Genomic DNA, 21,733 nt, shown 5'->3' with positions numbered 1-21,733 from the left:
ACGCCCGTCGCCGCCTGGGGCTGGGCGCAGGCGTTCGAGGTGCCCGGGAGCCCGGCGGCCGAGGTCCGGGTGCGCTACGACCACACGCCGCACCGCGCGCTCGTGCTCGTCGAGGCGGCGGTCGTCGGTGCCCTGGCGCTGGCCGGGGTGTCGACCTGGGCCGGAGCCTGGTGGCGGCGCCGCCGGGGCGGCGCGGCGGTCTGGTGGGGGAGCCGATGAGCGGCGTGCGCACCCGGCGGCGCCGGTGGGGGCGGGTGCCGGCGGCGGTCACGGCTTCCGTCGCGGGGACGGCGGCGATCGTGACCGCGGCGGTGCTGGTGCCCGACAGACTGCCGACGCTGGTGCCTCCGGGGGAGCCGGTGACCGCCGCGACGGCCTACCGCGTCGGCGTCCCGCCGAGCAGCCGTGCCCTGATCTGCCCTGACCTCGGCTCGGCCGGCCGGGTGCCGACCCGGATCGACGTCGCCCGCTCCGGCACCGGTGGCCAGGTCGGCGCGATCCTCGTCAACGCGGACGGCGGCTCGCCCGGGCGGGGGGCGGACGAGGAGACGGCGGGGCACGGTGCCGCGGCAGGGGGCGGCTCGTCCGCGTGGCGCCCGCCGGCGACGGCTGTGCTGCGTGGCGACGCGCGCCGCGGCCACCTGGAGGTACCCGGCGCCCAGTCGCCGCCGGTCGCGGTCCCGCCGCCCGCTCCGTCGGACCTCTCCGGGCTCGCCGCCCTGTCGCCGGATGCCCGTGACGCGCTGTCGGTCCTGAAGTCGGAGGCCGACGCGAAGGCGCTGACGGCGCTCGCGGCGCTGTCACCCGAGGAACGGGCCGGGCTCGCGGCGGCGCCGGCCCAGCAGCCGCCGCCCGGCCTGGCGGCGCTCGCCCAGCTGTCGGCGACCGACCGGACCGGGCTGATGCGGCTGGCGGTCTCCTCCGGCCGCCCGGTGGCGTTGCGGGGCAGCGCCGTGGCGAACCTGTCGGCGACGGTGACGGCGCCCGGCGGCGTGGCCGGGCCCGCGCGGGACCGGTGCGGGCCGTCCGCCGGCTGGACGTGGTTCGCCGGCCCGGCGACGAAGGCCGGTCACGATCCGCTTCTGTTCCTGGCGAATCTGGGCTCGGCGCCCGCGCGGCTCGCCGTCCACGTCCTGGCACCCGGCCGGGCACCGGCCGTCACCGAGGTCGCGGTGCCGCCCGGCGAGACCACGAGCCAGCGGCTCGCGGCCGTCGCGCCCGAGGCGGCGTCGACCGTGGTCGGCGTCGAGGTCAGGGCCGGGCGGGTGTCGTCCTGGCTGGTCGACCGGCCGAGCGACGGCGAGGCCTGGGAGCTCGCCCCGGTTCCCAGCACGGCCGCGCCGGGGCGCGCGGTGCTGGTCGGCCCTGTGCTGGCGCCGCCGGGAGCCGGTGGGGCCGCCGCCACGCTGGTCGTCGCGGCTGCGTCCACGGATGCGCGGGTCCTCGTCCGGCTGGTGACGGCCAGCGGCCGGCCCACCAGTCCGGCGGGCCCGGGCGCCGTGACGGTGCCCGGCGGCGAGGCGGTCTCGATCCCGCTGACGCTTCCCCGCGGCGAGTCCGTCGGTGTGCTGGTCGAGGCGGCGGGGGCGGTACCGGTCGTCGCCGGCCTGCGCCTGCCGTCCGGTGCTCCGGACGGCGCGGTCTGGGTCGCGGGCACTCGGTTGCCCACGGACGGCTTGCCCGCGGACGGGTTGCCCGCGGACGGGCGGGCGCCGGACGCGGCGGCTGGCGTCAGGGCTGGCGGCCGCCCGCTGGCGGAGCCCTCTCCGGTGCCTTATCTGGATGTTCCGCCGCTCCCGCGGGGCGCGGCCGGGGCAGTGCTGTTCGCGGCGCCGGACGGCCCGGCGACGGCGCGGCTCGACGGCCGCGCGGTCACGGTTCCCGGCGGCGGCACGGTCGCGGTCGCGTTGCCGGCGGGCTACTCCGGCGGCACTCTGTCCGTCTCCGGCGGCCCGGTCGCGGTGACCGAGCTGCTCGGAAAGCCGGCCGGCCCGTCGTCGGGTGAGGACGCCGCGGACGACCAGCCGACCGCCGTCGGCCCGCGGCTGCGCACCGTCAGCTCCGTGCTGCCGCTCGTCCCGGCGGATCCGGCGGACCCCGCCGTCCTGGTCGCGGACCCGTCGGCGGCGAGGTAGGCCGGCCGGGGTTCAGGCCGGCCGGGGGGTGGGCCGGGTGCCGGGGCGGGCCCCGAAGACGCGACCGGTACCGCGCAGCGTGACGGTGGCCGGCGCGGTGAGCACCGCGGCCTGGCCGCGGGCCAGCCGGATCGACGCGCCGGTGGCGGCCTGGCCGTCGCCGTCGCCGTCATCGTCGCCGGCGATGTGGACGTCCACCGCGCCGTCGACGGCGAGCAGCACCGTCGGGCGGTTCAGCGTGACCTCGCCGCCGGCGCAGATGGCCTCGGCGAGCACGAAGTCGTCGACGGGCACCGGCCAGTAGCGCACCAGCCCGCCCGCGCCGGCGCGCAGGATCTTCGCGGTGAGGACGGGCGCGTCCGAGGGCGTCGGGTCCAGCAGGCGCAGCAGCTCGTCGACGTCGATGTGCTTGGGGGTGAGACCGCCGCGCAGCACGTTGTCCGAGGTCGCCATGATCTCGATGCCGACGCCGTGGACGTAGGCGTGCAGCAGCCTCGCTGGCTGGAACAGCGCCTCGCCCGGGTTGAGGGTGACGTCGTTGAGCAGCAGCGCGGCGACGATGCCGACGTCTCCGGGGTGCGCGGCGACGAGCCGGCCGACCAGGTCCGCCGCCCGGGTGACGTCCTCGTCGCCGTCGCCACGGGCCGCCACCGTCGCCGCCGCGCGGGCGAGCTCGCCGGCCAGTGCCCGGCCGCGCTCGCGGGGCAGGGTCAGCAGGGCGCGCAGGACGGTGGCCGCGCCGCGGGCCGGGTCGGCGGCGAGCGGCCGGAACGCGGCCGAGAGCTCCGCGACGCCGAACGCGCGAACGATGGCGAGCGTTCGCGCCGGCTCGCGGATGCCGGCCAGCGCCCGGAACGGGGTGAGCGCGACGATCAGCTCGGGCTTGTGGTTGGGGTCGCGGTAGCGGCGCCCCGGCGCGTCCAGCGGGATGCCGGCCCGTTCGTCCGCGTCGAAGCCGGCGCGGGCCTGCGCCCGGTCCGGGTGGACCTGGAGGGACAGTGCCTTCTCGGCCGCCAGCACCTTGAGCAGGAACGGCAGCGCGCCGAGCAGCTCGGCGGCCGGGCGGCGGCGGCCGGCGTCGTCGACCTCCGCCGGGGCGACCGGGTGGGTGCCGAGCCACAGCTCGGCGGCCGGCTGCCCGGTGGGCACCTCGCCGAGCAGGTCGTAGATCGCGGCCGGCGAGCCCCACGCGTAGTGCTGCACCTGTCCGTACACCGGCAGCAGCCGCGCGGCCGGCGCGGCGCCGCCCGCCGCGCCGCGGGATGCCGGGCCGGCGCCCGGGGTCCCTGCCGGATCCGGGGTTCCTGCACGGTCGGCGGAGCCGATCGGGGAGGTCTGGGAGCTCGCGGACGGGGTCCCTGCCGGATCGGCGAAGCCGATCTGGGAGGTCCGGGAGTCGCTCGCGGCCCTGGGCTCGGGTGACGCGGGAACGCGAGCCCCCGCCACGACGGCGCCTTGGGGGTGGGCGTCTGCGCTCATCGTGCTGGCTCTCCCGGAGGTCGGGTCGCCGCTACGTCGGCGAATGCGGGCGGATCCGCCGTCATCGTAGGTTGCCGCGCTTCTTGTTAGTCCTCTTCGCCCCAGCCGTGGCCCTCGGGGTCGATGACGGCCGGGTCGACGCCGAGCATGTCAGCGACCTCGTGGATGATCGCGTCGAGGACGAGCTCGGCGAGGTCCTCGGTGTCGACGGCACGGGCCTCCAGCGGGCGGCGGTAGACCACGATGCGCCGGGGTGTCGCGGACCGGCCGCGGCCGGTGGCCGGCTGGTAGAGGGCCAGCGGGACGACGTCGTCGGAGACGCCGACGGGCGGGACGTCCTCGACCGCGAACTCCACCCCGGCGAGCTGGTCGGACCAGCGAAGGTCGAGATGCTCGACCGCGTCGAGCACGAGGTCGTCGAACCGTTCGCCGCGGGTCGAGTACGCCGGCACGTCCGGCGGGAACAGGGTGCCCCGCATTCCGCGGCCTCGCCGGTCCCGCCGGCGGCGCGCGGGTATCGGCCGCCGCATGGCCGTCGGGAAATGCGCGACGGGCAACGGCTCGGACGCCGGCGCTTCGTCCACCATCGATCCAGCGTACGGCCCGGCGTAGTCGGGTCGGAACACGGAGCGCCACGCCCGGGGTCCCGCCGGATCGGTGCCAAAGTTCCGCCGGATCGGATCGAGACTCTGATCGGCACTCGTGGTGATGGGTTAAATACCTTCAGCTATTGCCCGAAGTTGCTGTTGGGCAACGGAAAGTGATGGACCGGGTCAGGTTAAGTCACAGTCCCGCCGTCTCGGGCGCGACACGGCGGGCGGTGGTGGCCGCCGCCCGTTCCGGGGTCTACCGTCCGGAACGTGAAGCCCCGGCGCTGCTCCCGCTCGGCCTGTTCCGCGGTCGCGGTTGCCACACTCACCTACGCTTACGCGGAGTCCACCGCGGTGCTCGGGCCGCTGTCGCCGTACGTGGAACCACACTCGTACGACCTGTGCGGCCCGCATGCCGACCGGCTGACCGTGCCGCGGGGCTGGGCGGTCGTGCGCATCGATCCGGAACCCCCGCGCAACCCGGCCACCGACGATCTGGAAGCGCTCGCGGACGTCGTCCGCGAGGTCGCCAGGCCCGGCCCGCTGCCTGGCGAGGCGCCGGGCTACGGCCCCGTTCCCGGGTACGGTCCCGTGCCCGGCCACGGCCCGGTGCAGGCCGGATCCGAGGAGCCCCCGCGTGAGGATCCCGGCGGGGGCCGCCGCGGCCACCTGCGAGCCGTACCGACGTCCTAGACGGCGGGTTGCCCGCCCGGCGGGAGCAGGCGCTCCGGCTGGCCACCCGTGCGACGAAAGGCACGTGGCCGTGGTCGGTCTGTGGGTGCCTGGCGGAGCGGCCGGGTGCGCCCGATAGGGTCGGTCGCGTTGCAGACAGGTACAGCCAGCCGCGGCGGAGCGCCGACCGCGAGACGGGGTGCGGAAGGTGGAGGGCAATGGGGCTTGACCTCGCCCGGATCTTCAAGGCGTATGACGTGCGCGGAGTCGTGCCGTCCGAGTTCGACGCCGACATCGCGCGCGCGACCGGCGCCGCGTTCGTTCGGCTGCTGGGCGCCACCGAGATCGTCATAGCCCATGACATGCGGGACTCGTCCGTCCCGTTGTCGGCCGCGTTCGCCGACGGCGCGACCAGCCAGGGCGCCGACGTCGTGCTCGCCGGCCTTGGCTCGACGGATCTGCTCTACTTCGCCGCCGGTTCGATGAACATCCCCGGCGCGATGTTCACGGCGTCGCACAACCCTGCCAAGTACAACGGCATCAAGATGTGTCGCGCCGGCGCCGCGCCGATCGGCCAGGAGACCGGCCTCGCCGAGATCCGCGACATGGTCGCGAACGGCGTTCCCGAGCCTGCCGGGCGCAGGGGCACGGTGCGGGAGGTCGACCTGCGCGACGCCTACGTCGCCCACCTGCACGGCCTCGTCGACCTGTCCGGCATCCGGCCGTTGAAGGTGGCCGTGGACGCGGGCAATGGCATGGGCGGTTTCACCGTCCCCGCCACCTTCGCCGGCCTGCCCATCGAGCTGGTCCCGATGTACTTCGAGCTGGACGGCAGCTTCCCCAACCACGAGGCGAACCCGATCGAGCCGGAGAACCTGCGCGACCTGCAGGCCGCCGTCCGGGAGAGCGGCGCGGACATCGGCCTCGCCTTCGACGGCGACGCCGACCGCTGCTTCGTCGTCGACGAGCGCGGCGAGCTGGTGTCCCCGTCGACGATCACCGGTCTGGTCGCCGAGCGGGAGCTCGCCCGTGACCCGGGTGGCACGATCATCTACAACGTGATCGTCAGCCGGGGTGTCCCCGAGCTGGTCACCAAGCTCGGCGGCACCCCGGTGCGCACCCGCGTCGGGCACTCGTACATCAAGGCCGAGATGGCCAGGACCGGTGCCGTCTTCGGCGGCGAGCACTCCGGGCACTTCTACTTCCGCGACTTCTGGCGGGCCGACTCGGGCATGCTCGCCGCGCTGCACGTGCTCGCCGCGCTCGGCGGCCAGGACCGGCCACTGTCGACGCTGCTGGACGGCTACGCCCGCTACGCCGCGTCCGGTGAGATCAACTCCGAGGTCGCGGACGCGACCGCGTCGATGAAGGCGATCGAAGCCGCCTATGCGGACAAGGCGACCGACATCGACCGCCTGGACGGGCTGACCATGTCGTTCGCGGACGGCTCCTGGTTCAACCTGCGGCCGTCCAACACCGAACCGCTGCTCCGCCTCAACGTAGAGGCGGAGGATGATGACACCATGAGCCGGCTCCGGGACGAGGTCCTGGCCAGCATCCGTGGTGGAAGGGACTAGTTGCCGAGATGAGCCTCGATCCGCTGCTCTTGGAGATCCTTGCGTGCCCGTGCCCGCAGCACGCGCCGTTGCGCCAGGACACCCTGGCCGGTGCCCCGGTGCTCGTTTGCACCGCCTGCAACCTGGCCTTCCCGGTGCGTGATGACATTCCGGTGATGCTCCTCGATGAGGCGACGCCGTTCCCCGAGCCCGCCACGCCAGCCTCGTCCTGACATGGGCGGCGAGGCCAGGTTCGCCGGGTCGCGGGTCTCCCCGGACTGTTGGGGACACGCGGGCGGTTGACGACCAACATGTACGTCGACGAGCGTGTCCTGGACGAACCGGAACGGCTGGCGGCCGCTGACCCGGGTGGCCTCCTGCGGGAGCTGGCGACCGGTGGGCGGCAGATCCGCGAGACCTGGCGGCTCGCCGAGGAGGCGGGTGCCGGCCGGCTGGGCGCCGACGGGCGGCCGCGGGCCGTGCTGGTCGTCGGCACGGGCGCGGCCGCCGGCGCGGCCGACGTGCTCACCGCCGCGGCCGGGTCGACCAGCCCGGTGCCGGTGATCGGCCATCACGACCACGGGCTGCCCGGCTGGGTCGGTGTCGCCGACGTGGTGCTCGCCGTCTCCGGTTCGGGGCGGTCCCCGCTGACGCTGAACGCCGTCGAGGAGGCCGACCGGCGCGGCTGCCGCATCGTGGCCGTCGGCCCGGCTGACACGCCACTGCAGTACCTCGCCGAGCGGGCGAGGGCCCCGTTCGTCGCGATCGACGGCACCAGGCCGGAACGGGCCAGCCTGTGGGCCCTGGCCACCCCGCTGCTGGTGGCCGCCGCGTCCCTAGGGGTCTGCCGGGACGCGGCCGTCGGTGTCGAGGCGGCGGCGGTCAGGCTCGAGGAGATCGCCACCCGCAGCCGCCCGTCCAGCGAGTCGTTCGTCAACCCGGCGAAGCTGCTCGCCCTGGAGCTCGCCGGCACGCTGCCGATGATCTGGGGCACGTCGCCAGCGACGGCCGCAGCGGCCAGCCGCGCGGCCACCCAGCTCGCCGTCACCGCCAAGTACCCCGTGCTGCACGGCGGCCTGCCGCACCCGGCGATCTACCAGATCGCCGCCTTCGACGGCGTTTTCGGCGCGCGCGCGGCCGCCGCGACGGGCGGCGACGACGAGCTCGACGACTTCTTCCGCGACCGGGTCGATGACGAGCTGGGCACCCGGCTGCGGCTGATCCTGCTGCGCGACCCGGGAAACGAGCATCCGGACGTGAGCCGCCGGGCCGACGCGGGAGTCCGGGTCGCAGCCGAGCGCGGGGTCGGCGTCACGGAGCTCTCGGCGGCCGGCTCCCACCCGGTGGAGCGGCTGGCGTCCCTGGTCGGCCTGCTCGACTACGCCGCGGTCTACCTGGCGATGCTGATCGGCATCGACCCGAGCCTCGAGCCCGCCATCCACGACCTCGACCGGGTCCGCTAACGGCTCGCTCGGCTGTTCGTCAGGGAGCGACGCTGTCCCGCGTGCCGTGCTGATCGAGCCTTCCGATTCAGGGAGAAGGTCCGCGACGTCGTCGGGGCCTGCCTCGACCCGGCCGAGACAGACGTCTTTTCCCTCGACAGTTCCAGTCTGAGTTCGTCAGCGAGTGGAACGAATCGCCGGGCCCCGCCTGTCCGGCGGGGGCCCGGCGCGTTTGAGTCAGTGGGTGGGACGCCCAGGCCTGGGCGACGGGGTCACTGGGGGCCCGGCCCCTGACCGTTGCCGTCCTGGTCCGGGTTCTGGTCGAAGGGGTTGGTCTGGCCGTCGCCGGGCTGACCCGGGAGCTGGGGGGTGATCGGGGTCTGGCCGGGGAGCGGCTGGCCGTCCGGGCCGAGGATGACCCCGGGGGTGACGGTGGGCGCCGGCACCTTGTCCGGGTTCTGCAGGCCGCTCTTCGTGCCCTGCGCGGTCTTCGGGTCCGCCTTCGGCAGTGGCACCACCGGTACGCCCTGCAGCGCCGGCTTCAGCGTGCGGCTGAAGATGATCGCCGGCAGGTCGCCGCCGTACACGTGCGTCCACGTCTTTCCATCCGCCTGGACGTTCGTGAGCGCGTAGTCGGAGGAGTTGCCCCGAGGGTCGCCGACCGCCACCGCGGAGGCCATCTGCGGGGTGAAGCCGATGAACCAGGCGCTGGTGAAGTCGTCGTTCGTTCCGGTCTTGCCAGCCGCGGGCCGACCGATCGCCGCCTTCGTGCCGGTGCCCCTGGTGACGACGCCGGCAAGCACGCTGGCGACGGTATCGGCGATCCTCTTGTCGATGGCCTGTGTGCAGTTCGGTGGCGGCGCGATGTCCACGTTCTTGTTGGACGAGTCGGTCGCCGACGTCACGAACCTGGGCGTGCAGTACTTCCCACCGGCGGCGAACGTCGCGTACGCGTTCGACATGACGAGCGGGGAGATCTTCATCTGCTGGCTGAGCGTCAGGCCGCCGAAGGACGGGCCCAGCCCGCTCTGCAGACCGTCATACGTGCTGTCCGGGATACCGAGGCGCTTCGCCAGCTCGGCTGTCGGCATGACGCCGACGTCCGCCAGCAGCTGGACGAAGTAGGTGTTGACCGACTTCCAGGTCGCCTCGCTCATGTCGAAGGTGCCGGCCTCGTTCGCCTCGGCGTTCGAGTAGCCCTCGTTCGCGCACTGGTCGCCGCCCTCCTCTCCGCGGCCCCCGAGTGGGAACTCCTCGACGATGACGCAGGCCGGCGAGTAGTACTGGGTCCCCAGGCCGTAGCCCTCCTCGAGCGCCTTGGCCATCGTGAATGCCTTGAAGGTCGATCCGGGCTCGAAGCCGGCGTGGGTCGCCAGATTGAGCTTGGTCTGGAACTTGGAAGCGTCGTCGCCGAAGTCCCGGTTGACCGCCATCGCGAGGATGTTGCCTGTGCCGGGCTGGACGATGACCTCGGTGGCCGAGACCCGGTTCCCCTTGCCGACGGTGGCGTCGACAGCGGCCTGCGCCGCCGCCTGGACCTTCGGGTCCAGGGTGGTGTGGATCTGCAGGCCGCCCTCGTAGACCTGGCGGTCGCGCTCGTCCTGGGTGTCACCAAGCGCCTTGCTCGCGAGGAGCTCCGTACGGACATAGTCGCAGAAGAACGGCGCGATCACGGACGCCTCGGCGCAGGAGTCGACGGAGCTGCCGCTGGTGATGTTCAGCGTGATCGGCATCTGCTTGGCGCCTTCGGCCTGCGTCGTGGAGATGAACTTCGACGTGACCATCCGGTCGAGGACGTCGTTGCGACGCTTCATCGCGTCCTTGGGGTTGAGCACCGGGTTGTAACGCGACGGGCTCTGTACCAGGCCCGCGAGCAGCGCCGCCTGCACCAGCGTCAGCTGGGAGACGTTGACGCCGAAGTAGTGCTGCGCGGCGGTGCCGACGCCGTAGGCGCCGTCGCCGAAGTAGGCGATGTTGAGGTAGCGGACGAGGATCTCGTCCTTCGACAGCTCCTTCTCCAGCGTGGTCGCGTAACGCAGCTCCTGGAGCTTGCGGGACACGGAGGTGTCGATCGCCGCCTCGCGCTCCTGGGGGGTGCGCGCGTTCTGGAGCAGCACGTTCTTGACGTACTGCTGGGTCAGCGTCGAGGCGCCCTGCTGTACGTCGCCGGACTCGCTGTTGCGGAGCAGCGCCCGCAGCATGCCCTTCGAGTCGTATCCGCCGTGCTCGTAGAACCGGGAGTCCTCGATCGCGACGATCGCCTGCCGCATGACCTGCGGGATCTCCTCGGGCTTGGCCAGGACCCGGTTCTGCTCGCCGTGCAGCGTGGCGATCACGCTCCCGTCGGCCGCGAGGATCTGCGAGTTCTGCGGCAGCGGCGGCGTCAGCAACTCGGCCGGCAGGCCCATGAAGTGGTCAGCCGACGCCTTCGCGAACAGCCCGGCGCCGGCGACCACGGGCAGCGCGAGCAGCGCCATGACCAGGCCGATCGACAGCGTAAGGACCGCGCCCCGCTTGGCGAACCATGCCCGGCTCCGGCGCGGTGGCTCCGGCGGGCCCGGATCCTCCAGCAGGCCGCTCAGGCTGCTCGACTCGCCCGCCGCGCCGCCCCGGGCCGCGGCCCGGGCGGGCCGGCCCTTCGGCCCGGTGTCGCCGTTCTGGGCGGAGTGGCCCGCGTGCCGCCGCGCTGGCGTCGTGCCCGCGGCGCGCCGCGCGGCCCGTCCAGTCGGCGTGACCGGAGTCTGCGTGTCCCGTCCGGCAGCCGTGGCCGTCACCCCCAGCAGGAGATCAGTGACGTCGGCCCGGCCGGGCGAGGCCGGGGACGTGTGGGTGGACCTGTCAAGCATGCGCGAGCCGCCGGAAGGTCGCCGTACGGCGTCCGGTCTGGTGGCCGTTGACCGGTCCGGCCTCGGCGGCTGGCCAGGTCCGCGGCCGGCCGACGCGTGGATGGGCTGGTGCCCGCTGACCGGTCCGCGCCCGCGCAAATGGTTCGTCGCGAGCAAGGACAACCGTACCGGACGGGCCTGTTGACTACGGAAGGCTGTACCCGTGTCACCATAAGTGCCTAGCCGCGAGTTGCGGGGTTGCCCACGCGATGATCCTCCATTGCTACCAGGCTGTTCGGTGTGTCTGCCGCCTCAGGGCAGGTCGAGGAGGCGGCGGGCCTTCTGGGCCTCGAAGTCGAGGGCGGCCATCGGTGGTGGCGAGCTGATACGGCGGGTGAGCTCGCCGAGGCGGCGCACGTCGGCCGCGACCGCCGGCTCGGCCAGCACGCGCACCGCGAACGCCAGGTCACTGGGACTGATCTGGTAACGGCGCTCCAGCTCGTCGGCGTAGGCGGCGGCGAGCAGCTCGCGCTCGCCGTACTCGCGGTGCCCACCTGGCGAGCGAGCCGGCGTCACCAGCCCAAGTGACTCGCGGTACCGCAGCATCCGTGGCGTCGTGTCCAGCACGTCGGCTGCCTTGGCGATCGGCAGCCGCTGCTCCGGCCGCAGCCGGATGCGCCCTCGTAGCCGATCGAGCACCTCGCGCACGAACCGTTCCTCCCGCACCTGGGCCTCCATGAAGGCCCGTCGCGGCCCGGCCAGCCACGAAGCTGTCCGATTTGCGCCGGCTTTGGGAGCGATCACGGGGAAAGCGTAGCCGGAGCGAGCCTTCGTTCGCACGGAAGCTTACAGCTCTCTGTCAGCTTCGTTGACAGTGCCCGCCTGCCGGCTGGATCGTCGTTCTCGGTACGGCGCCGCGCCACAACCCACCGTGCCCAGCCGTGCCAGCCGTGCCGGCGTGGCCGGCGCCGTACCTGACCCAGCCGTACCTCACCCACCGGTACCTGGCCCCACGACCGAGACCGACAGGCGGCAGCGCCATGACCGTGACCACCCCCACCCCGGCGGCGCCGGCAGCCGGCCTGCCCAGGCACGACGTCGCCGACCTCTCGCTGGCCGAGCAGGGCGTCGCCCGGATCGAGTGGGCCGACCGGGCCATGCCGGTGCTGCGCCAGGTGCGCGCCCGCTTCGCCCGCGAGCGGCCCTTCACCGGGGCCAGGATCGCCGCCTGCATGCACGTCACCACCGAGACCGCGAACCTGATGCGCGCCCTGGTCGCCGGCGGCGCCGAGGTCGTGCTGTGCGCGTCGAACCCGCTGTCCACCCAGGACGACACGGCCGCGGCGCTGGTCGCCGAGTACGGCGTGTCGACGTACGCCCGCAACGGGGTCGACCGCGACGGGTACTACGCGCACATCGACGCCGCTCTCGACCTTGCCCCGCACTACGTCTTCGACGACGGCTGCGACCTGGTCAACACCCTGCACACCGCCCGCCAGGACGTGCTCGACGGCGTGCTCGCCGGCTGTGAGGAGACCACGACCGGGGTGATCCGGCTGCGCCGGATGGCCGCCGAGGACGCCCTGCGCTTCCCGGTGGTCGCGGTCAACGACACCGACACCAAGCACATGTTCGACAACCGTTACGGCACCGGTCAGTCCACCCTGGACGCCATCTTCCGGGCCACGAACACGCTGCTCGCGGGCAAGACGGTGGTCGTCGCCGGCTACGGCTACTGCGGCCGGGGCGTGGCGTCACGGGCCAAGGGGATGGGCGCCAGCGTGGTCGTCACCGAGATCGACCCGACCAAGGCGCTCGACGCGGCCATGGACGGCTTCCGGGTGCTGCCGATGGCGAAGGCGGCGGCGGTGGGCGACGTGTTCATCACGGTCACCGGAAACCGGGACGTGATCCGGCCCGAGCACTTCGAGCTGATGCGTGACGGCGCGATCCTGGCCAACTCCGGGCACTTCGACGTGGAGATCGACGTCGTCGGGCTGGCCGCGCTCGCTACCCACGGGCCGCGCCGCGTCCGGCCGAGCACCGACGAGTACGTGCTCGCCGACGGCCGGCGGTTGCTGCTGCTGGCCGAGGGCCGGCTGGTCAATCTCGGCGCGGCCGAGGGCCACCCCGCGGCGGTGATGGACATGTCGTTCGCGGACCAGGCGCTGACCGCCGAGTGGCTGACCAAGGCCGCGCGGTCGCTCGCGCCGGGTGTCCACGACGTCCCGGTGGAGATCGACAAGCAGGTGGCCAGCCTCAAGATCGAGACGATGGGCCTCGAGATCGACACGCTCACGCCGACCCAGGTGCGGTATCTGAACTCCTGGCAGCAGGGTTCCTGACATCGACTCGTCAGGTTTGCCGCGCTCGCCGGCTCCGGGAGGACTGGAAACCTCACCTGACGATGTCAATGTTTCCAGTTCGGATCACTGGTAGCCGCCGGGAGCCTGGTAGCCGCCGGTCGGTGACGGCCCGACGTAGACGGGCGGGGGCGGGGCGAGGACCTCGGGCGTGAGCAGGTGCCTCGGGTAGTACTCGAGGGGCACGCCCGGGATCTCCCCTGGGCCGTACCGGGCCCGGGAGACCGTGCGTAGCCGCCGGTAGGACCGGCGGGTCCGCTCGGCCAGCACCGCCGACAGGTACGCCCACCCGGGGGTGCCCGGCGGAGGCGGCGGCGTGACGGCGGCGCGGACCTGGGCGACCAGCTCGGCGCCGATCCGCTGCTGGGCCTCGGGGGACAGCTCGTGCACCCGGCCGAGGAAGCCGCGCACGGTGCCGGTCAGCTCGTCGTCGAGGCCGGTGAGATCCAGCCTGGTGACCCAGGCCGCCAGCGGCATCGGCACCGCCGGCACCACCCCGGTCATCGTCGGCACCCCTTCGTGGATCACGACGGTGCCCGCGAACAGGTCGCCGAGCCGCTTGGCGCGCTGGGAGAACAGCATCGCCAGCACCGCCGGCAGCCCGAACAGGGCCCCCGGCCGCTCGACGACCGCCCCGATGAGCCCGCGCACGAACGCGTGCCGGAAGCGGACCGGGCCGCCGTCGTCGCGCACGACCCGCAGCTTCATCAGCATCTTGCCGGCGGTCCGGCCACGCAGGAACGTCTCGAAGATCACCGGGTAGCCGAGCATCGTCCCCACGTAGACGACGATGACGATCGCGACGGCCAGGGCGTCGTCCTGCGGGTTGACCGCCAGCACCGTGACCGCCAGCACGCTGTAGAGCACGAACAGCTGGATGAACAGGTCGACCAGCCCGGCGATCATGCGGGAGCCGAGCCTGGCCGGGCGCAGGTCGATCGCGACCGCCTCGCCGGTGACGACCTGGCTCATCCGGCCGCGTCCCGCGCGCCCCGGTGCTCACCCATCTGGGGTCCCCTCTACTGGGCCAATCGCCTACTTCGCCAACCGCCGTGTCGTTGGTGGTGCCCGTCCATCGTCGTCCATCTACGTCACCCGCGACCTCATGGGTCGGCTTCGCTACCGTCTTTCTGGCCTTCTACCGCCTTCCCGGCCTGGCCGCGCCGCCCGTGGGTCGGGTCTGCGACGGGGGACGTCGGGGGCGGCAAGCGGTCTGAGAGTATTTCGAGGAGTGGGGATGGAAAAGGCGCAGAGGTTGGGCTGGCAGAGGGCGGGCTGATGGACCTGGACGCGTACGTCGCTGTCCACCGGCCGGAGTGGTTTCGGCTTCGCTACCTCGTCGATCGGGCGAACCGGCCCCGCAAGATGCCGCGCGAGGAGCTGGAAGAGCTGGTCGAGCTCTACCAGCGGGTCGCCACCCAGCTGTCGGTGATCAGGAGTCGTTCCCGCGACCAGGCCATGGTCGACGACCTGTCCTCACTGGTGATCCGCGCCCGCGCGGCTGTCACCGGCACCGTCGACCCCGGCTGGCACGTGGTCGCCCACTATTTCACCGTCACCTTCCCCGCGGCGGTCTACGCGCGCCGGTGGTGGGCCATCGCGACGACCGTCCTCTGCGTGCTGTTCGCCCTGGCCTGCGCGCTGTGGGTCGTCTACGACCAGACGGCGCAGGCGAGGCTGGTCCCGCCGGACGACGTGGCCCAGCTGTGTCGCAGCGACTTCGCGTCCTACTACACCGAGAACCCGGCGGGCTCGTTCGCGAGCCAGATCTGGACGAACAACGCCTGGGTTTCGGCGCAGGCGATTGCCCTCGGGGCGCTGCTGGGCCTGCCGACACTGGTCGTCCTGCTGGAGAACTCGCTGAACCTCGGCGTGGTCGGCGGCTACATGTCGAGCTGCGGCGAGAGCGGCCAGTTCTTCTCGCTGATCCTGCCGCACGGGCTGCTGGAACTGACCGTGGTCTTCGTCGCCGGAGCGGTCGGCCTGCGACTCGGCTGGTCGATCATCGCGCCGGGTGGCCGACGCCGGTCGGAGGCGCTCGCGGCGGAGGGCCGCGCGGCGGTGTCGATCGCGATCGGGCTCGCGGTCGCGCTCGCCGTCTCCGGCGTGATCGAGGCGTTCGTGACGCCGTCCGGCCTGCCGACCGCGGTCCGGATCGGCATCGGCGTGCTCGCCTGGGCGCTGTTCGTGGCCTATATCTGGATCTACGGCTCCCGCGCCGCTTCCCATGGTGAGCAGGGCGACCTGGAGGCCTCCCTCCGCGCGGACCTCGCCCCCGTCACCTGACCTCGTCCTATCGCTGACCGGGCCTCAGCCGGCGCTCCTCCGCTCGAAGACCAGGGCGGCGACGGCGGGGAGGACGAGGTCCACCGTGCCATCGGCCGCCGGGGTGAGCGTCTCTTCGCCCGCCGGACCGCCGCGGCCGCCGTACGGCGCGGCATCCGTGTTCAGCCGCAGACGCCACGGGGCGGCGCCCGCCAGCGAAGGGTGCCGCAGCAGGTAACTCGGGAACGGGGCGTTGTTCAGGCTCACGACGACGAGCATCTCCTGGCCTGGGGCGTCACCGCCTTGGGCGTCACCGGCCGGGCCGGACCAGCGGCGAAAGGCGATCACCCGGGCCGGGTCGTTGGTGTGCAGGATCTCGACGTCGCGGGACTTCGCGGCGGCCGAGGCGAGCCGCAGCCGGGCGAGGTCGCGGTGGGCGGCGAACAGGCCGGCGCCGGTCCCCGCGCGCAGCCCGTACAGGTCCTCCTTGTCCTCCGTGAAATGGTTGTAGGTGTACGCCTTGGCGGCACCGACCTCGTCGCCCATCAGGAACATCGGCGTGCCCGGGGCGAGCAGGGCCAACGCGGTGACGCAGCGGATTCTCGCCTCGGCGTACCAGCGGGTCTCTCCGACGAGTGGCGCGTTGTTCACCGCGACCAGGATGTTGCGTTCCGAGTGCTCGGCGTTCCCCGCCTCGTCGTGGCTTTCCGGGTAGACGACCGTCCTGTTCGCGGCGCCGACCAGCGCCCCGGCGAATAGACCCATCGCCAGCGGGCCGGTGAGATCCCGGCCGGCGGTGTCGAGGAGCCGCGCGTACTCCGGCCCTTCGCCCTTGTCCCCGATCAGGTGATGGTAGAAGTCCACGTACCAGCTGGCATCGAAGCCGAGGCCGCCCGCGGGCGCCGGGCGGGTCACCGCGTCCCAGCCGGAATGGTCCTCGGCGACGAGGACGACGTCCGGCGCGATGGTCTTCAGCGTCTGGCAGAGCTCGCGCAGGAACTTGCGGCCGGCGACGTTGGCCGCCATGACCGGCTGGCCGTCCGCGTGCAGCGCGTTGTACAGGTGGATCGACGTCGTCTGGTCCAGCCGGAAACCGTCGACGTGGAACTCGTCAAGAAGCGCGACGGCACTCGCGACGAACAGCGCGCGTACCTGTTCCTCGAGGTAGCGCGGCGCGTAGCCGGAGGAGAGATTGTCGACGTAACCGCCGTCCGGGAAATCCGTGTGGTCGGCGTCCGAGCCCTCGTACCAGTAGTACGCGTTGTGGCTGGGCGTCGTGGTGTCATACATCCAGGCGGCCCGCTCGGCGTCCTGGGTGTAGTGGTTGAAGACGAGGTCCACGAGGACCGCGATGCCGCGGCGATGGCAGGCACGGACGAACTCGGCGAGCCCGTCGCGGCCGCCGGCGCTCTTCTCCACGGCGAGGAAATGCGACGTGCCGTATCCCCAGGAGCGGGTACCGCTGAACTCGAGCACCGGCAGCAGTTCGACGGCGTTGACCCCGAGGTCGGCGAGGTAGTCGACGAAGGCGATCGCGTCGGCGAACGTGCCCGCCCGCGTCTGGCCGAAGCCGAGGGCGCCGACGTGCAGCTCGTAGATGACCAGATCCTCGACGCGGCGCGGCACCGGGTGAGCCGGATCGAACTCGTCGGCCCAGAAGTCCCCCGACGGTGGCTGTGGGTCGACGACCACCGAGCAGCTGACCGTTCCGTCCAGGTCGGCCGCCGTCCCGTCGTAGTGCGCGCCGCGCGGGTTGACGTCGCCGCCACCGGACTGCTGCCGGGAGTACATGTCCGTGCGCCAGACAACCGAGCCGTCCTCCCGGGTGACCCGGTAGAGGTAGCGCCGTCCGGTCCAGCCGGCGAACCCCGCCGTCGAGGCCTCCCACACGCCGTCCGACCCTGGTCGCATCGGCAGGCGGGCGATGGTCGGGTCCTCGCCGTGGCCGTCGTCGGAGATATAGCCGCTCTCGCCGCCGAACGCGACCTCGACGGCCCGGGCACGTGGCGCCCAGACCCGGAACAGGATCCGCTCCGACTCCGACTCCGACTCCGGAACGGCGCCGAGGAAGTGATGGCTGCTGAGTGTGAAGGTGGTGCTCACCTCCGCCAGGGCGTCCGGCCCGAGAGCAAGCGTGCGGACCTGGTCCGTGGAGGCTGGGTCCGCTACTTCACCGGGGATTCCCCAGAATTGCGACCCGTCGTCGCGTACCAGCCACACACCCCAGCGGAAGGTGTTAGGCGTGTGGACATCGAGAGTCACACTGGCCCGGAACACCGCGGCGCCATCCGGGCCGACAGCCGCCGTCATCGGCACCGAGGCCCAGGTGTCGCTCGGCCGGCCGGCCGCGTCCCAGCTCCCGACCAGCCGAGCCCCCGCCGCGATCCGTCGGTGCACGCCGGTGCGGTACTCGACGTCGACGCGGGTCATCGGACCGTCGCGTCGTGCGCGCGGTCGCGGTCCGCGACAGATGCGTGGCTCATGGCCACCAGCGTAGGTCGCCTCGATTCGAGGCTTTTTGCAACCCTTCCGCGACCGGGCGGCCGTCTACCTACGGTTCGCGGCCGAGCAACCTAGGAGCACCGTGGCCGTCGACGATCGATCATCGACGGCGCGACGTCGCCTACCCCGCGGCACCGGCCGTCCGCCGGGCGGGCAGTGAGACAGGAGGACGCCGTGTACTACGAGACATCCGTAAGGATCGCCGCGTCCGCGGCGAAGGTCTGGGCGGTGCTACGGGACGTCGAGCGCTGGCCGGAATGGACTCCGACGGTCAGCCAGGTGCTGCGGGTGGAGTCCGCGCCCGAGTACGTCCCCGGCGCCGACGGCCCGGCCGGTGAGCTGACGAAGGGCGATGTCGTCAGCATCAAGCAGCCGAAGCTACCGACACTGACCTGGACCATCGTCGACTGGATCCCGGCCCGCTCGTTCACCTGGGCGTCCTCCAGCGGTGGCGTACGGACCGTCGCCGACCACCGCATCGAGGACGCCCCGGACGCCCCGGACGCCGAGAGCGAGACCCCCCGAATCGGAGCGGCCGAGCTGGGAGTGACCGTAACCCTCAGCATCCGCCAGTCGGGCCCGCTCGCCTCGGTGGTCGGCCTCCTCACCGCCCGTCAGACCCGCCGCTACGTCGACACCGAAGCCCAAAGCCTCAAGGCCCGCTGCGAGCAGGCGTAGCAAGGACCGGGTCGGCGCCTGCGCCCAGCCCGGCGTGGAGGCAGGCGATATTGGGGCCGAACCGGCAGTCCTGACCCAATATCGCCTGCCTCGCTGCGGCTTTCGGCGGCCTCGGGCGGCGAACGCGGCGAGTTACAGGCGGCCGAGGGCCTTGAGGGAGAGGTAGGCGTCGGTGACGGCGGGGGCGTAGCGGTCGGGGGCGGCGTCGACGACCTCGACGCCGCGGCTGCGCAGCTCCTCGGTGAGCTGGCGGCGGCGCAGCAGGGTCTGCTCGGCCGCGGCCGCCGCGTAGACGTCGCGGACGGTCTCCCGGCCGGCGGCGAGCTCAGCGAGCCTGGGGTCACGCAGCGCGGCCACCAGCACCGTGTGCCGGGCGGTCAGCGCGGGCAGCGCCGGCAGCAGCGACTCCTCGATCACCGCCGGCACCAGCTCGCTGAAGATGACCACGAGCGCGCGCCGGCGGGTCATCCGCAGCACCGTCGAGACGATGCCCTCGTGGTCGGCCTCGACGAGTGCCGGCTCCAGCGTCGCCATCGCCTCGCTCATCCGCGACAGCAGGTTTCCCTCGCTCGACTCCGGCAGCACCAGGCGCGCCTCGCTGTCGTGCGCGACGAGCCCCACCCGGTCGCCGGCGCGCAGCGCGACGGCGGTCAGCAGCAGCGCGGCGTCGAGCGCGTGGTCGAGCCGGGGCGCGTCGCCGACCCGGCCGGCCGACGTGCGGGCCGTGTCGAGCACGCAGACCACCCGGCGGTCGCGTTCCGGGCGGAACGTCTTCACGACGACCGCGCCGCGCCGGGCGGTGCCACGCCAGTCGATGTTGCGGACGTCGTCGCCGATCACGTAGTCGCGCAGGCTGTCGAACTCGGAGCCCGCCCCGCCGCCGCGGATGGCCACCTGGCCCTCGACCTCGCGCAGCCGGGCGAGCGCCGACGGCAGGTGCCGGCGGGAGTGGAACGGCGGCAGCACCCGTACCCGCCACGGGCAGTAGTGTCGGCCCTGCCGCCCGGCCAGGCCCAGCGGGCCGAGCGAGCGGACGGTGATCCGGAACGGCTCGCGGTCACCGCGTCGGGTCGGGTAGAGGGTCGCCTCCAGGAAGCGCCGCTCGCCGGCCGGGATGGTCACGCTGTAGGTCAGCGGCCGGGCGCCGGCCGACGGCGGCCACGCGTCCCTGATCCTGGCCCGTACCGCCCGGGGGCCGTTGTTGCTGACGGTGAGCACCAGCGGCACCGGCTGGCCGAGCCGGGCGCCGCGCGGCCCGCTCCGGGAGAACTCCAGCGCCCGGACCGAGCCGGCGAGCGCCAGGTCGAGCAGCACGAGCCCGACGATCAGCAGGTCGACGATCAGGATCACGACGCCGGGGACGGGCGCGAGTGCCACCGCCACCGCGCCGAGGAACGCGCATGCCGCCGCCCGCCCGGTTATCGCCATCGGCTGCTCAGCGGGGGACGGGAACGGTCGCGAGCACCTGCTCGAGCACCACGTCCGCGGTGACGCCGTCCAGCTCCGCCTCGGGGCGCAGGCTGATCCGGTGCCGCAGCGTCGCGCGGGCGAGCGCCTTCACGTCGTCCGGGGTGGCGTAGCCACGGCCGGACAGCCACGCCCATGCCTTCGACGTGGCGAGCAGCGCCGTCGCCCCGCGCGGCGAGACCCCGAGCAGGACCGACGGCGCCGAACGGGTCGCCCGGGCGAGGTCGACGATGTACGCGAGCACGTCGGGGCGGACCTGCACAGCGCGGGCACACGCCCGGGCGACGGCGAGCTCGGCCGGGCCGGCGACCGCCGTCACGCCCGCCGCGTCGAGGTCGCCGGGGTCGAAGCCCGCCGCGTGGTGGGCGAGTACCCGGACCTCGTCGTCGCGGGACGGCAGCGGCAGTGTCACCTTGACCAGGAACCGGTCGAGCTGGGCCTCGGGCAGCGGGTAGGTGCCCTCGTGCTCGACCGGGTTCTGCGTCGCCAGCACGGCGAACGGGCTGGGCAGCGGCCGAGGCTTGCCGTCGACGCTGACCTGGCGCTCCTCCATGACCTCCAGCAGCGCGGCCTGGGTCTTCGGCGGGGTGCGGTTGATCTCGTCGGCGAGCAGCAGGTTGGTGAAGACCGGGCCTTCGCGGAAGGCGAACTCGGAGCTGCGGTTGTCGTAGAACAGCGAGCCGGTCACGTCGCCGGGCATCAGGTCGGGGGTGAACTGCAGCCGCTTGGTCTCCAGCGCGAGCGTCCTCGCCAGGGTGCGCACCAGCAGGGTCTTCGCCACGCCGGGAACGCCCTCCAGCAGCGCGTGGCCGCGGCAGAGCAGCGCCACCACCAGGCCGCTGACGGCCGCGTCCTGGCCGATGACGGCCTTTCCCACCTCGGAACGCAGCCGGATCAGCGCGGCCCTCGCGGCCTCCTGCTCCTGCGCGGACGGCAGGCCGGGGGGCGCCGTGGCCACGGGCGTCGGCCACGCCGCCGGCTGGGGCTGCGGCACCGGCTGGGGCTGCGGCACCGGCTGGGGCTGCGGCACCGGCTGGGGCTGCGGCACAGGGGTCGGGGACGGTGGTGGTTGCGGTGGCGGGACGGACAGCGCCGGGCCCGAGGCCGGCACGGGCGTGGCCGGCCATCCCGGCGGGGTCGGGGGCGGCGGCACCGACGGCGGTGGCGGGGGTGACGGCGGCCCGGCCGGCCCGGCTGGCGGACCAGCGAGCGGACCGGAGGGCGGCCCGGCCAGCGGTGGGGACCCGAACGGTGCCTGGGGCGCGCGGCCCCCGACGATGGTGACCTCGCCTGCCGCCTCGTCCTCGGGCGCCGGGTCCTCGGATGGCCTGGTGGCGCCGGGGTAGCCCTGGTCGCCGGCCGTGCCAGGACCCGGCGTCGCAGCGCCGGGAGCAAAGGCGCCGGGGTACGGAGTTGTCACCTTCCACCCACCTGCCGATCGAGTTTGTCGAGTGACTTCGCGAGCCGGAGCAGCGCGGCGTCGTCCCGCGGTTCTGGTTGTCCGGAGTCCGAGTGTCCGGTGTCCGGTTGCCGGGTGTCCGGCATGGCGGACGCGCCGCCGGGTGCCGGCCAGGCCTGCGGCGGCGGTGCGCTCTGGGCCACGGGCGACCCGCCCGAACCGTACAGGAGCGCCCAGATCTTCCAGGCCGGGCGACCCGTCCGCTGCGCGACCGAGGCGACGAGGGTCGCCGGGTCCGGACCGCTGATCTCCTTCGCCACGGCGCCGGCCCGCACCGTGCCGCCGGCGCCGGGCGCGCCG

General features: G+C 73.4%; 18 protein-coding genes and 1 pseudogene. 10 read left to right on the top strand and 9 right to left on the bottom strand.

Annotation, left to right across the window (positions count from 1 at the left end; all coding sequences use genetic code 11):
• Together FRCN3DRAFT_RS54715 and FRCN3DRAFT_RS0200730 are read left to right on the top strand one after the other, a co-directional pair.
• On the top strand, nt 1-219 hold a 219-nt coding region (locus tag FRCN3DRAFT_RS54715), incomplete at its 5' end, for a hypothetical protein (RefSeq protein ID WP_007518841.1).
• Nucleotides 216-2,135, top strand: coding sequence for a DUF5719 family protein (locus tag FRCN3DRAFT_RS0200730; protein WP_007518839.1), 1,920 nt, complete (start codon nt 216-218; stop codon nt 2,133-2,135). The genes FRCN3DRAFT_RS54715 and FRCN3DRAFT_RS0200730, both read left to right, overlap by 4 nt.
• 12 nt (nt 2,136-2,147) lie before the next feature.
• Here the strand turns inward: FRCN3DRAFT_RS0200730 and manA are convergent, their stop codons facing one another.
• Together manA and FRCN3DRAFT_RS0200720 are read right to left on the bottom strand one after the other, a co-directional pair.
• Nucleotides 2,148-3,614, bottom strand: a complete 1,467-nt coding sequence (gene manA, locus FRCN3DRAFT_RS0200725) for a mannose-6-phosphate isomerase, class I (protein WP_007518837.1) — start codon at nt 3,612-3,614, stop codon at nt 2,148-2,150.
• A gap of 86 nt (nt 3,615-3,700) precedes the next feature.
• Nucleotides 3,701-4,201: a metallopeptidase family protein gene (locus tag FRCN3DRAFT_RS0200720; RefSeq protein ID WP_232793876.1), complete on the bottom strand. Its 501-nt coding sequence runs from the start codon at nt 4,199-4,201 to the stop codon at nt 3,701-3,703.
• A gap of 273 nt (nt 4,202-4,474) precedes the next feature.
• Here FRCN3DRAFT_RS0200720 and FRCN3DRAFT_RS0200715 point away from each other — a divergent pair, with 273 nt between their 5' ends.
• The 4 genes from FRCN3DRAFT_RS0200715 to FRCN3DRAFT_RS0200700 all read left to right on the top strand — a co-directional run bounded on the left by FRCN3DRAFT_RS0200715 (nt 4,475) and on the right by FRCN3DRAFT_RS0200700 (nt 7,895).
• Nucleotides 4,475-4,897, top strand: a complete 423-nt coding sequence (locus FRCN3DRAFT_RS0200715; RefSeq protein WP_027140122.1) for a DUF3499 domain-containing protein — start codon at nt 4,475-4,477, stop codon at nt 4,895-4,897.
• A 197-nt stretch (nt 4,898-5,094) separates the two neighbouring features.
• A complete protein-coding gene (locus FRCN3DRAFT_RS0200710; RefSeq protein ID WP_007518831.1) occupies nt 5,095-6,453 on the top strand; it encodes a phosphomannomutase/phosphoglucomutase in 1,359 nt (452 codons plus the stop codon).
• A gap of 8 nt (nt 6,454-6,461) precedes the next feature.
• A complete protein-coding gene (locus FRCN3DRAFT_RS0200705; protein WP_007518827.1) occupies nt 6,462-6,665 on the top strand; it encodes a Trm112 family protein in 204 nt (67 codons plus the stop codon).
• 78 nt (nt 6,666-6,743) lie between these two features.
• Nucleotides 6,744-7,895 (top strand): SIS domain-containing protein, encoded by a 1,152-nt coding sequence (locus tag FRCN3DRAFT_RS0200700; RefSeq protein ID WP_007518825.1) that lies wholly within the window; start codon nt 6,744-6,746, stop codon nt 7,893-7,895.
• 251 nt (nt 7,896-8,146) lie between these two features.
• On the opposite strand, the gene FRCN3DRAFT_RS0200695 is transcribed toward FRCN3DRAFT_RS0200700, so the two are convergent.
• Entirely contained in the window at nt 8,147-10,720 is a 2,574-nt protein-coding gene (locus FRCN3DRAFT_RS0200695; protein WP_007518823.1) for a transglycosylase domain-containing protein, read from the bottom strand.
• A 291-nt stretch (nt 10,721-11,011) separates the two neighbouring features.
• The gene (locus FRCN3DRAFT_RS0200690; protein ID WP_232793875.1) at nt 11,012-11,503 is read right to left on the bottom strand and encodes a MerR family transcriptional regulator; all 492 of its coding nucleotides are present in this window, start codon (nt 11,501-11,503) and stop codon (nt 11,012-11,014) included.
• Nucleotides 11,504-11,739: 236 nt separating this feature from the next.
• Here FRCN3DRAFT_RS0200690 and ahcY point away from each other — a divergent pair, with 236 nt between their 5' ends.
• Entirely contained in the window at nt 11,740-13,044 is a 1,305-nt protein-coding gene (gene ahcY / locus FRCN3DRAFT_RS0200685; RefSeq protein WP_007518819.1) for an adenosylhomocysteinase, read from the top strand.
• 84 nt (nt 13,045-13,128) lie between these two features.
• Here ahcY and FRCN3DRAFT_RS42005 read toward each other — a convergent pair whose 3' ends face one another.
• On the bottom strand, nt 13,129-14,034 hold the full coding sequence (locus FRCN3DRAFT_RS42005) for an RDD family protein (RefSeq protein ID WP_007518818.1): 906 nt from the start codon (nt 14,032-14,034) through the stop codon (nt 13,129-13,131).
• A 306-nt stretch (nt 14,035-14,340) separates the two neighbouring features.
• On the opposite strand from FRCN3DRAFT_RS42005, the gene FRCN3DRAFT_RS0200675 reads away from it, so the two are divergent.
• Nucleotides 14,341-15,348, top strand: a complete 1,008-nt coding sequence (locus FRCN3DRAFT_RS0200675; RefSeq protein WP_007518816.1) for a stage II sporulation protein M — start codon at nt 14,341-14,343, stop codon at nt 15,346-15,348.
• A gap of 24 nt (nt 15,349-15,372) precedes the next feature.
• On the opposite strand, the gene FRCN3DRAFT_RS0200670 is transcribed toward FRCN3DRAFT_RS0200675, so the two are convergent.
• Nucleotides 15,373-17,757, bottom strand: coding sequence for an alpha-amylase family glycosyl hydrolase (locus FRCN3DRAFT_RS0200670; RefSeq protein WP_007518814.1), 2,385 nt, complete (start codon nt 17,755-17,757; stop codon nt 15,373-15,375).
• Between the two features lie 246 nt (nt 17,758-18,003).
• On the opposite strand from FRCN3DRAFT_RS0200670, the gene FRCN3DRAFT_RS0200665 reads away from it, so the two are divergent.
• The gene (locus FRCN3DRAFT_RS0200665) at nt 18,004-18,507 is read left to right on the top strand and encodes an SRPBCC family protein (protein ID WP_007518812.1); all 504 of its coding nucleotides are present in this window, start codon (nt 18,004-18,006) and stop codon (nt 18,505-18,507) included.
• Nucleotides 18,508-18,639: 132 nt separating this feature from the next.
• Here FRCN3DRAFT_RS0200665 and FRCN3DRAFT_RS0200660 read toward each other — a convergent pair whose 3' ends face one another.
• Together FRCN3DRAFT_RS0200660 and FRCN3DRAFT_RS42000 are read right to left on the bottom strand one after the other, a co-directional pair.
• Nucleotides 18,640-19,935: a DUF58 domain-containing protein gene (locus FRCN3DRAFT_RS0200660; protein ID WP_007518811.1), complete on the bottom strand. Its 1,296-nt coding sequence runs from the start codon at nt 19,933-19,935 to the stop codon at nt 18,640-18,642.
• 7 nt (nt 19,936-19,942) lie between these two features.
• The gene (locus FRCN3DRAFT_RS42000; protein ID WP_051466097.1) at nt 19,943-20,932 is read right to left on the bottom strand and encodes an AAA family ATPase; all 990 of its coding nucleotides are present in this window, start codon (nt 20,930-20,932) and stop codon (nt 19,943-19,945) included.
• On the opposite strand from FRCN3DRAFT_RS42000, the gene FRCN3DRAFT_RS54710 reads away from it, so the two are divergent.
• Complete coding sequence (locus FRCN3DRAFT_RS54710) at nt 20,925-21,320, top strand: hypothetical protein (protein ID WP_071041526.1); 396 nt, start codon at nt 20,925-20,927, stop codon at nt 21,318-21,320. The genes FRCN3DRAFT_RS42000 and FRCN3DRAFT_RS54710 overlap by 8 nt on opposite strands.
• A 70-nt stretch (nt 21,321-21,390) precedes the next feature.
• Here the strand turns inward: FRCN3DRAFT_RS54710 and FRCN3DRAFT_RS53790 are convergent.
• Nucleotides 21,391-21,733, bottom strand: a pseudogene (locus FRCN3DRAFT_RS53790) (hypothetical protein); the annotation flags it as partial.

The organism is Pseudofrankia saprophytica (genome assembly GCF_000235425.2).
GTDB classification, from domain to species: domain Bacteria; phylum Actinomycetota; class Actinomycetes; order Frankiales; family Frankiaceae; genus Pseudofrankia; species Pseudofrankia saprophytica.
This window is presented reverse-complemented; position numbering and strand designations above follow the sequence as displayed.

Excerpts from the sequence above, each read along its gene's own strand:
- FRCN3DRAFT_RS0200730 (WP_007518839.1), top strand. The coding sequence starts at position 216 with ATGAGCGGCGTGCGCACCCGGCGGCGCCGGTGGGGGCGGGTGCCGGCG.
- manA (WP_007518837.1), bottom strand. The coding sequence starts at position 3,614 with ATGAGCGCAGACGCCCACCCCCAAGGCGCCGTCGTGGCGGGGGCTCGC.
- FRCN3DRAFT_RS0200720 (WP_232793876.1), bottom strand. The coding sequence starts at position 4,201 with ATGGTGGACGAAGCGCCGGCGTCCGAGCCGTTGCCCGTCGCGCATTTC.
- FRCN3DRAFT_RS0200710 (WP_007518831.1), top strand. The coding sequence starts at position 5,095 with ATGGGGCTTGACCTCGCCCGGATCTTCAAGGCGTATGACGTGCGCGGA.
- FRCN3DRAFT_RS0200705 (WP_007518827.1), top strand. The coding sequence starts at position 6,462 with ATGAGCCTCGATCCGCTGCTCTTGGAGATCCTTGCGTGCCCGTGCCCG.
- FRCN3DRAFT_RS0200700 (WP_007518825.1), top strand. The coding sequence starts at position 6,744 with ATGTACGTCGACGAGCGTGTCCTGGACGAACCGGAACGGCTGGCGGCC.
- FRCN3DRAFT_RS0200695 (WP_007518823.1), bottom strand. The coding sequence starts at position 10,720 with ATGCTTGACAGGTCCACCCACACGTCCCCGGCCTCGCCCGGCCGGGCC.
- ahcY (WP_007518819.1), top strand. The coding sequence starts at position 11,740 with ATGACCGTGACCACCCCCACCCCGGCGGCGCCGGCAGCCGGCCTGCCC.
- FRCN3DRAFT_RS42005 (WP_007518818.1), bottom strand. The coding sequence starts at position 14,034 with ATGAGCCAGGTCGTCACCGGCGAGGCGGTCGCGATCGACCTGCGCCCG.
- FRCN3DRAFT_RS0200675 (WP_007518816.1), top strand. The coding sequence starts at position 14,341 with ATGGACCTGGACGCGTACGTCGCTGTCCACCGGCCGGAGTGGTTTCGG.
- FRCN3DRAFT_RS0200670 (WP_007518814.1), bottom strand. The coding sequence starts at position 17,757 with ATGACCCGCGTCGACGTCGAGTACCGCACCGGCGTGCACCGACGGATC.
- FRCN3DRAFT_RS0200660 (WP_007518811.1), bottom strand. The coding sequence starts at position 19,935 with ATGGCGATAACCGGGCGGGCGGCGGCATGCGCGTTCCTCGGCGCGGTG.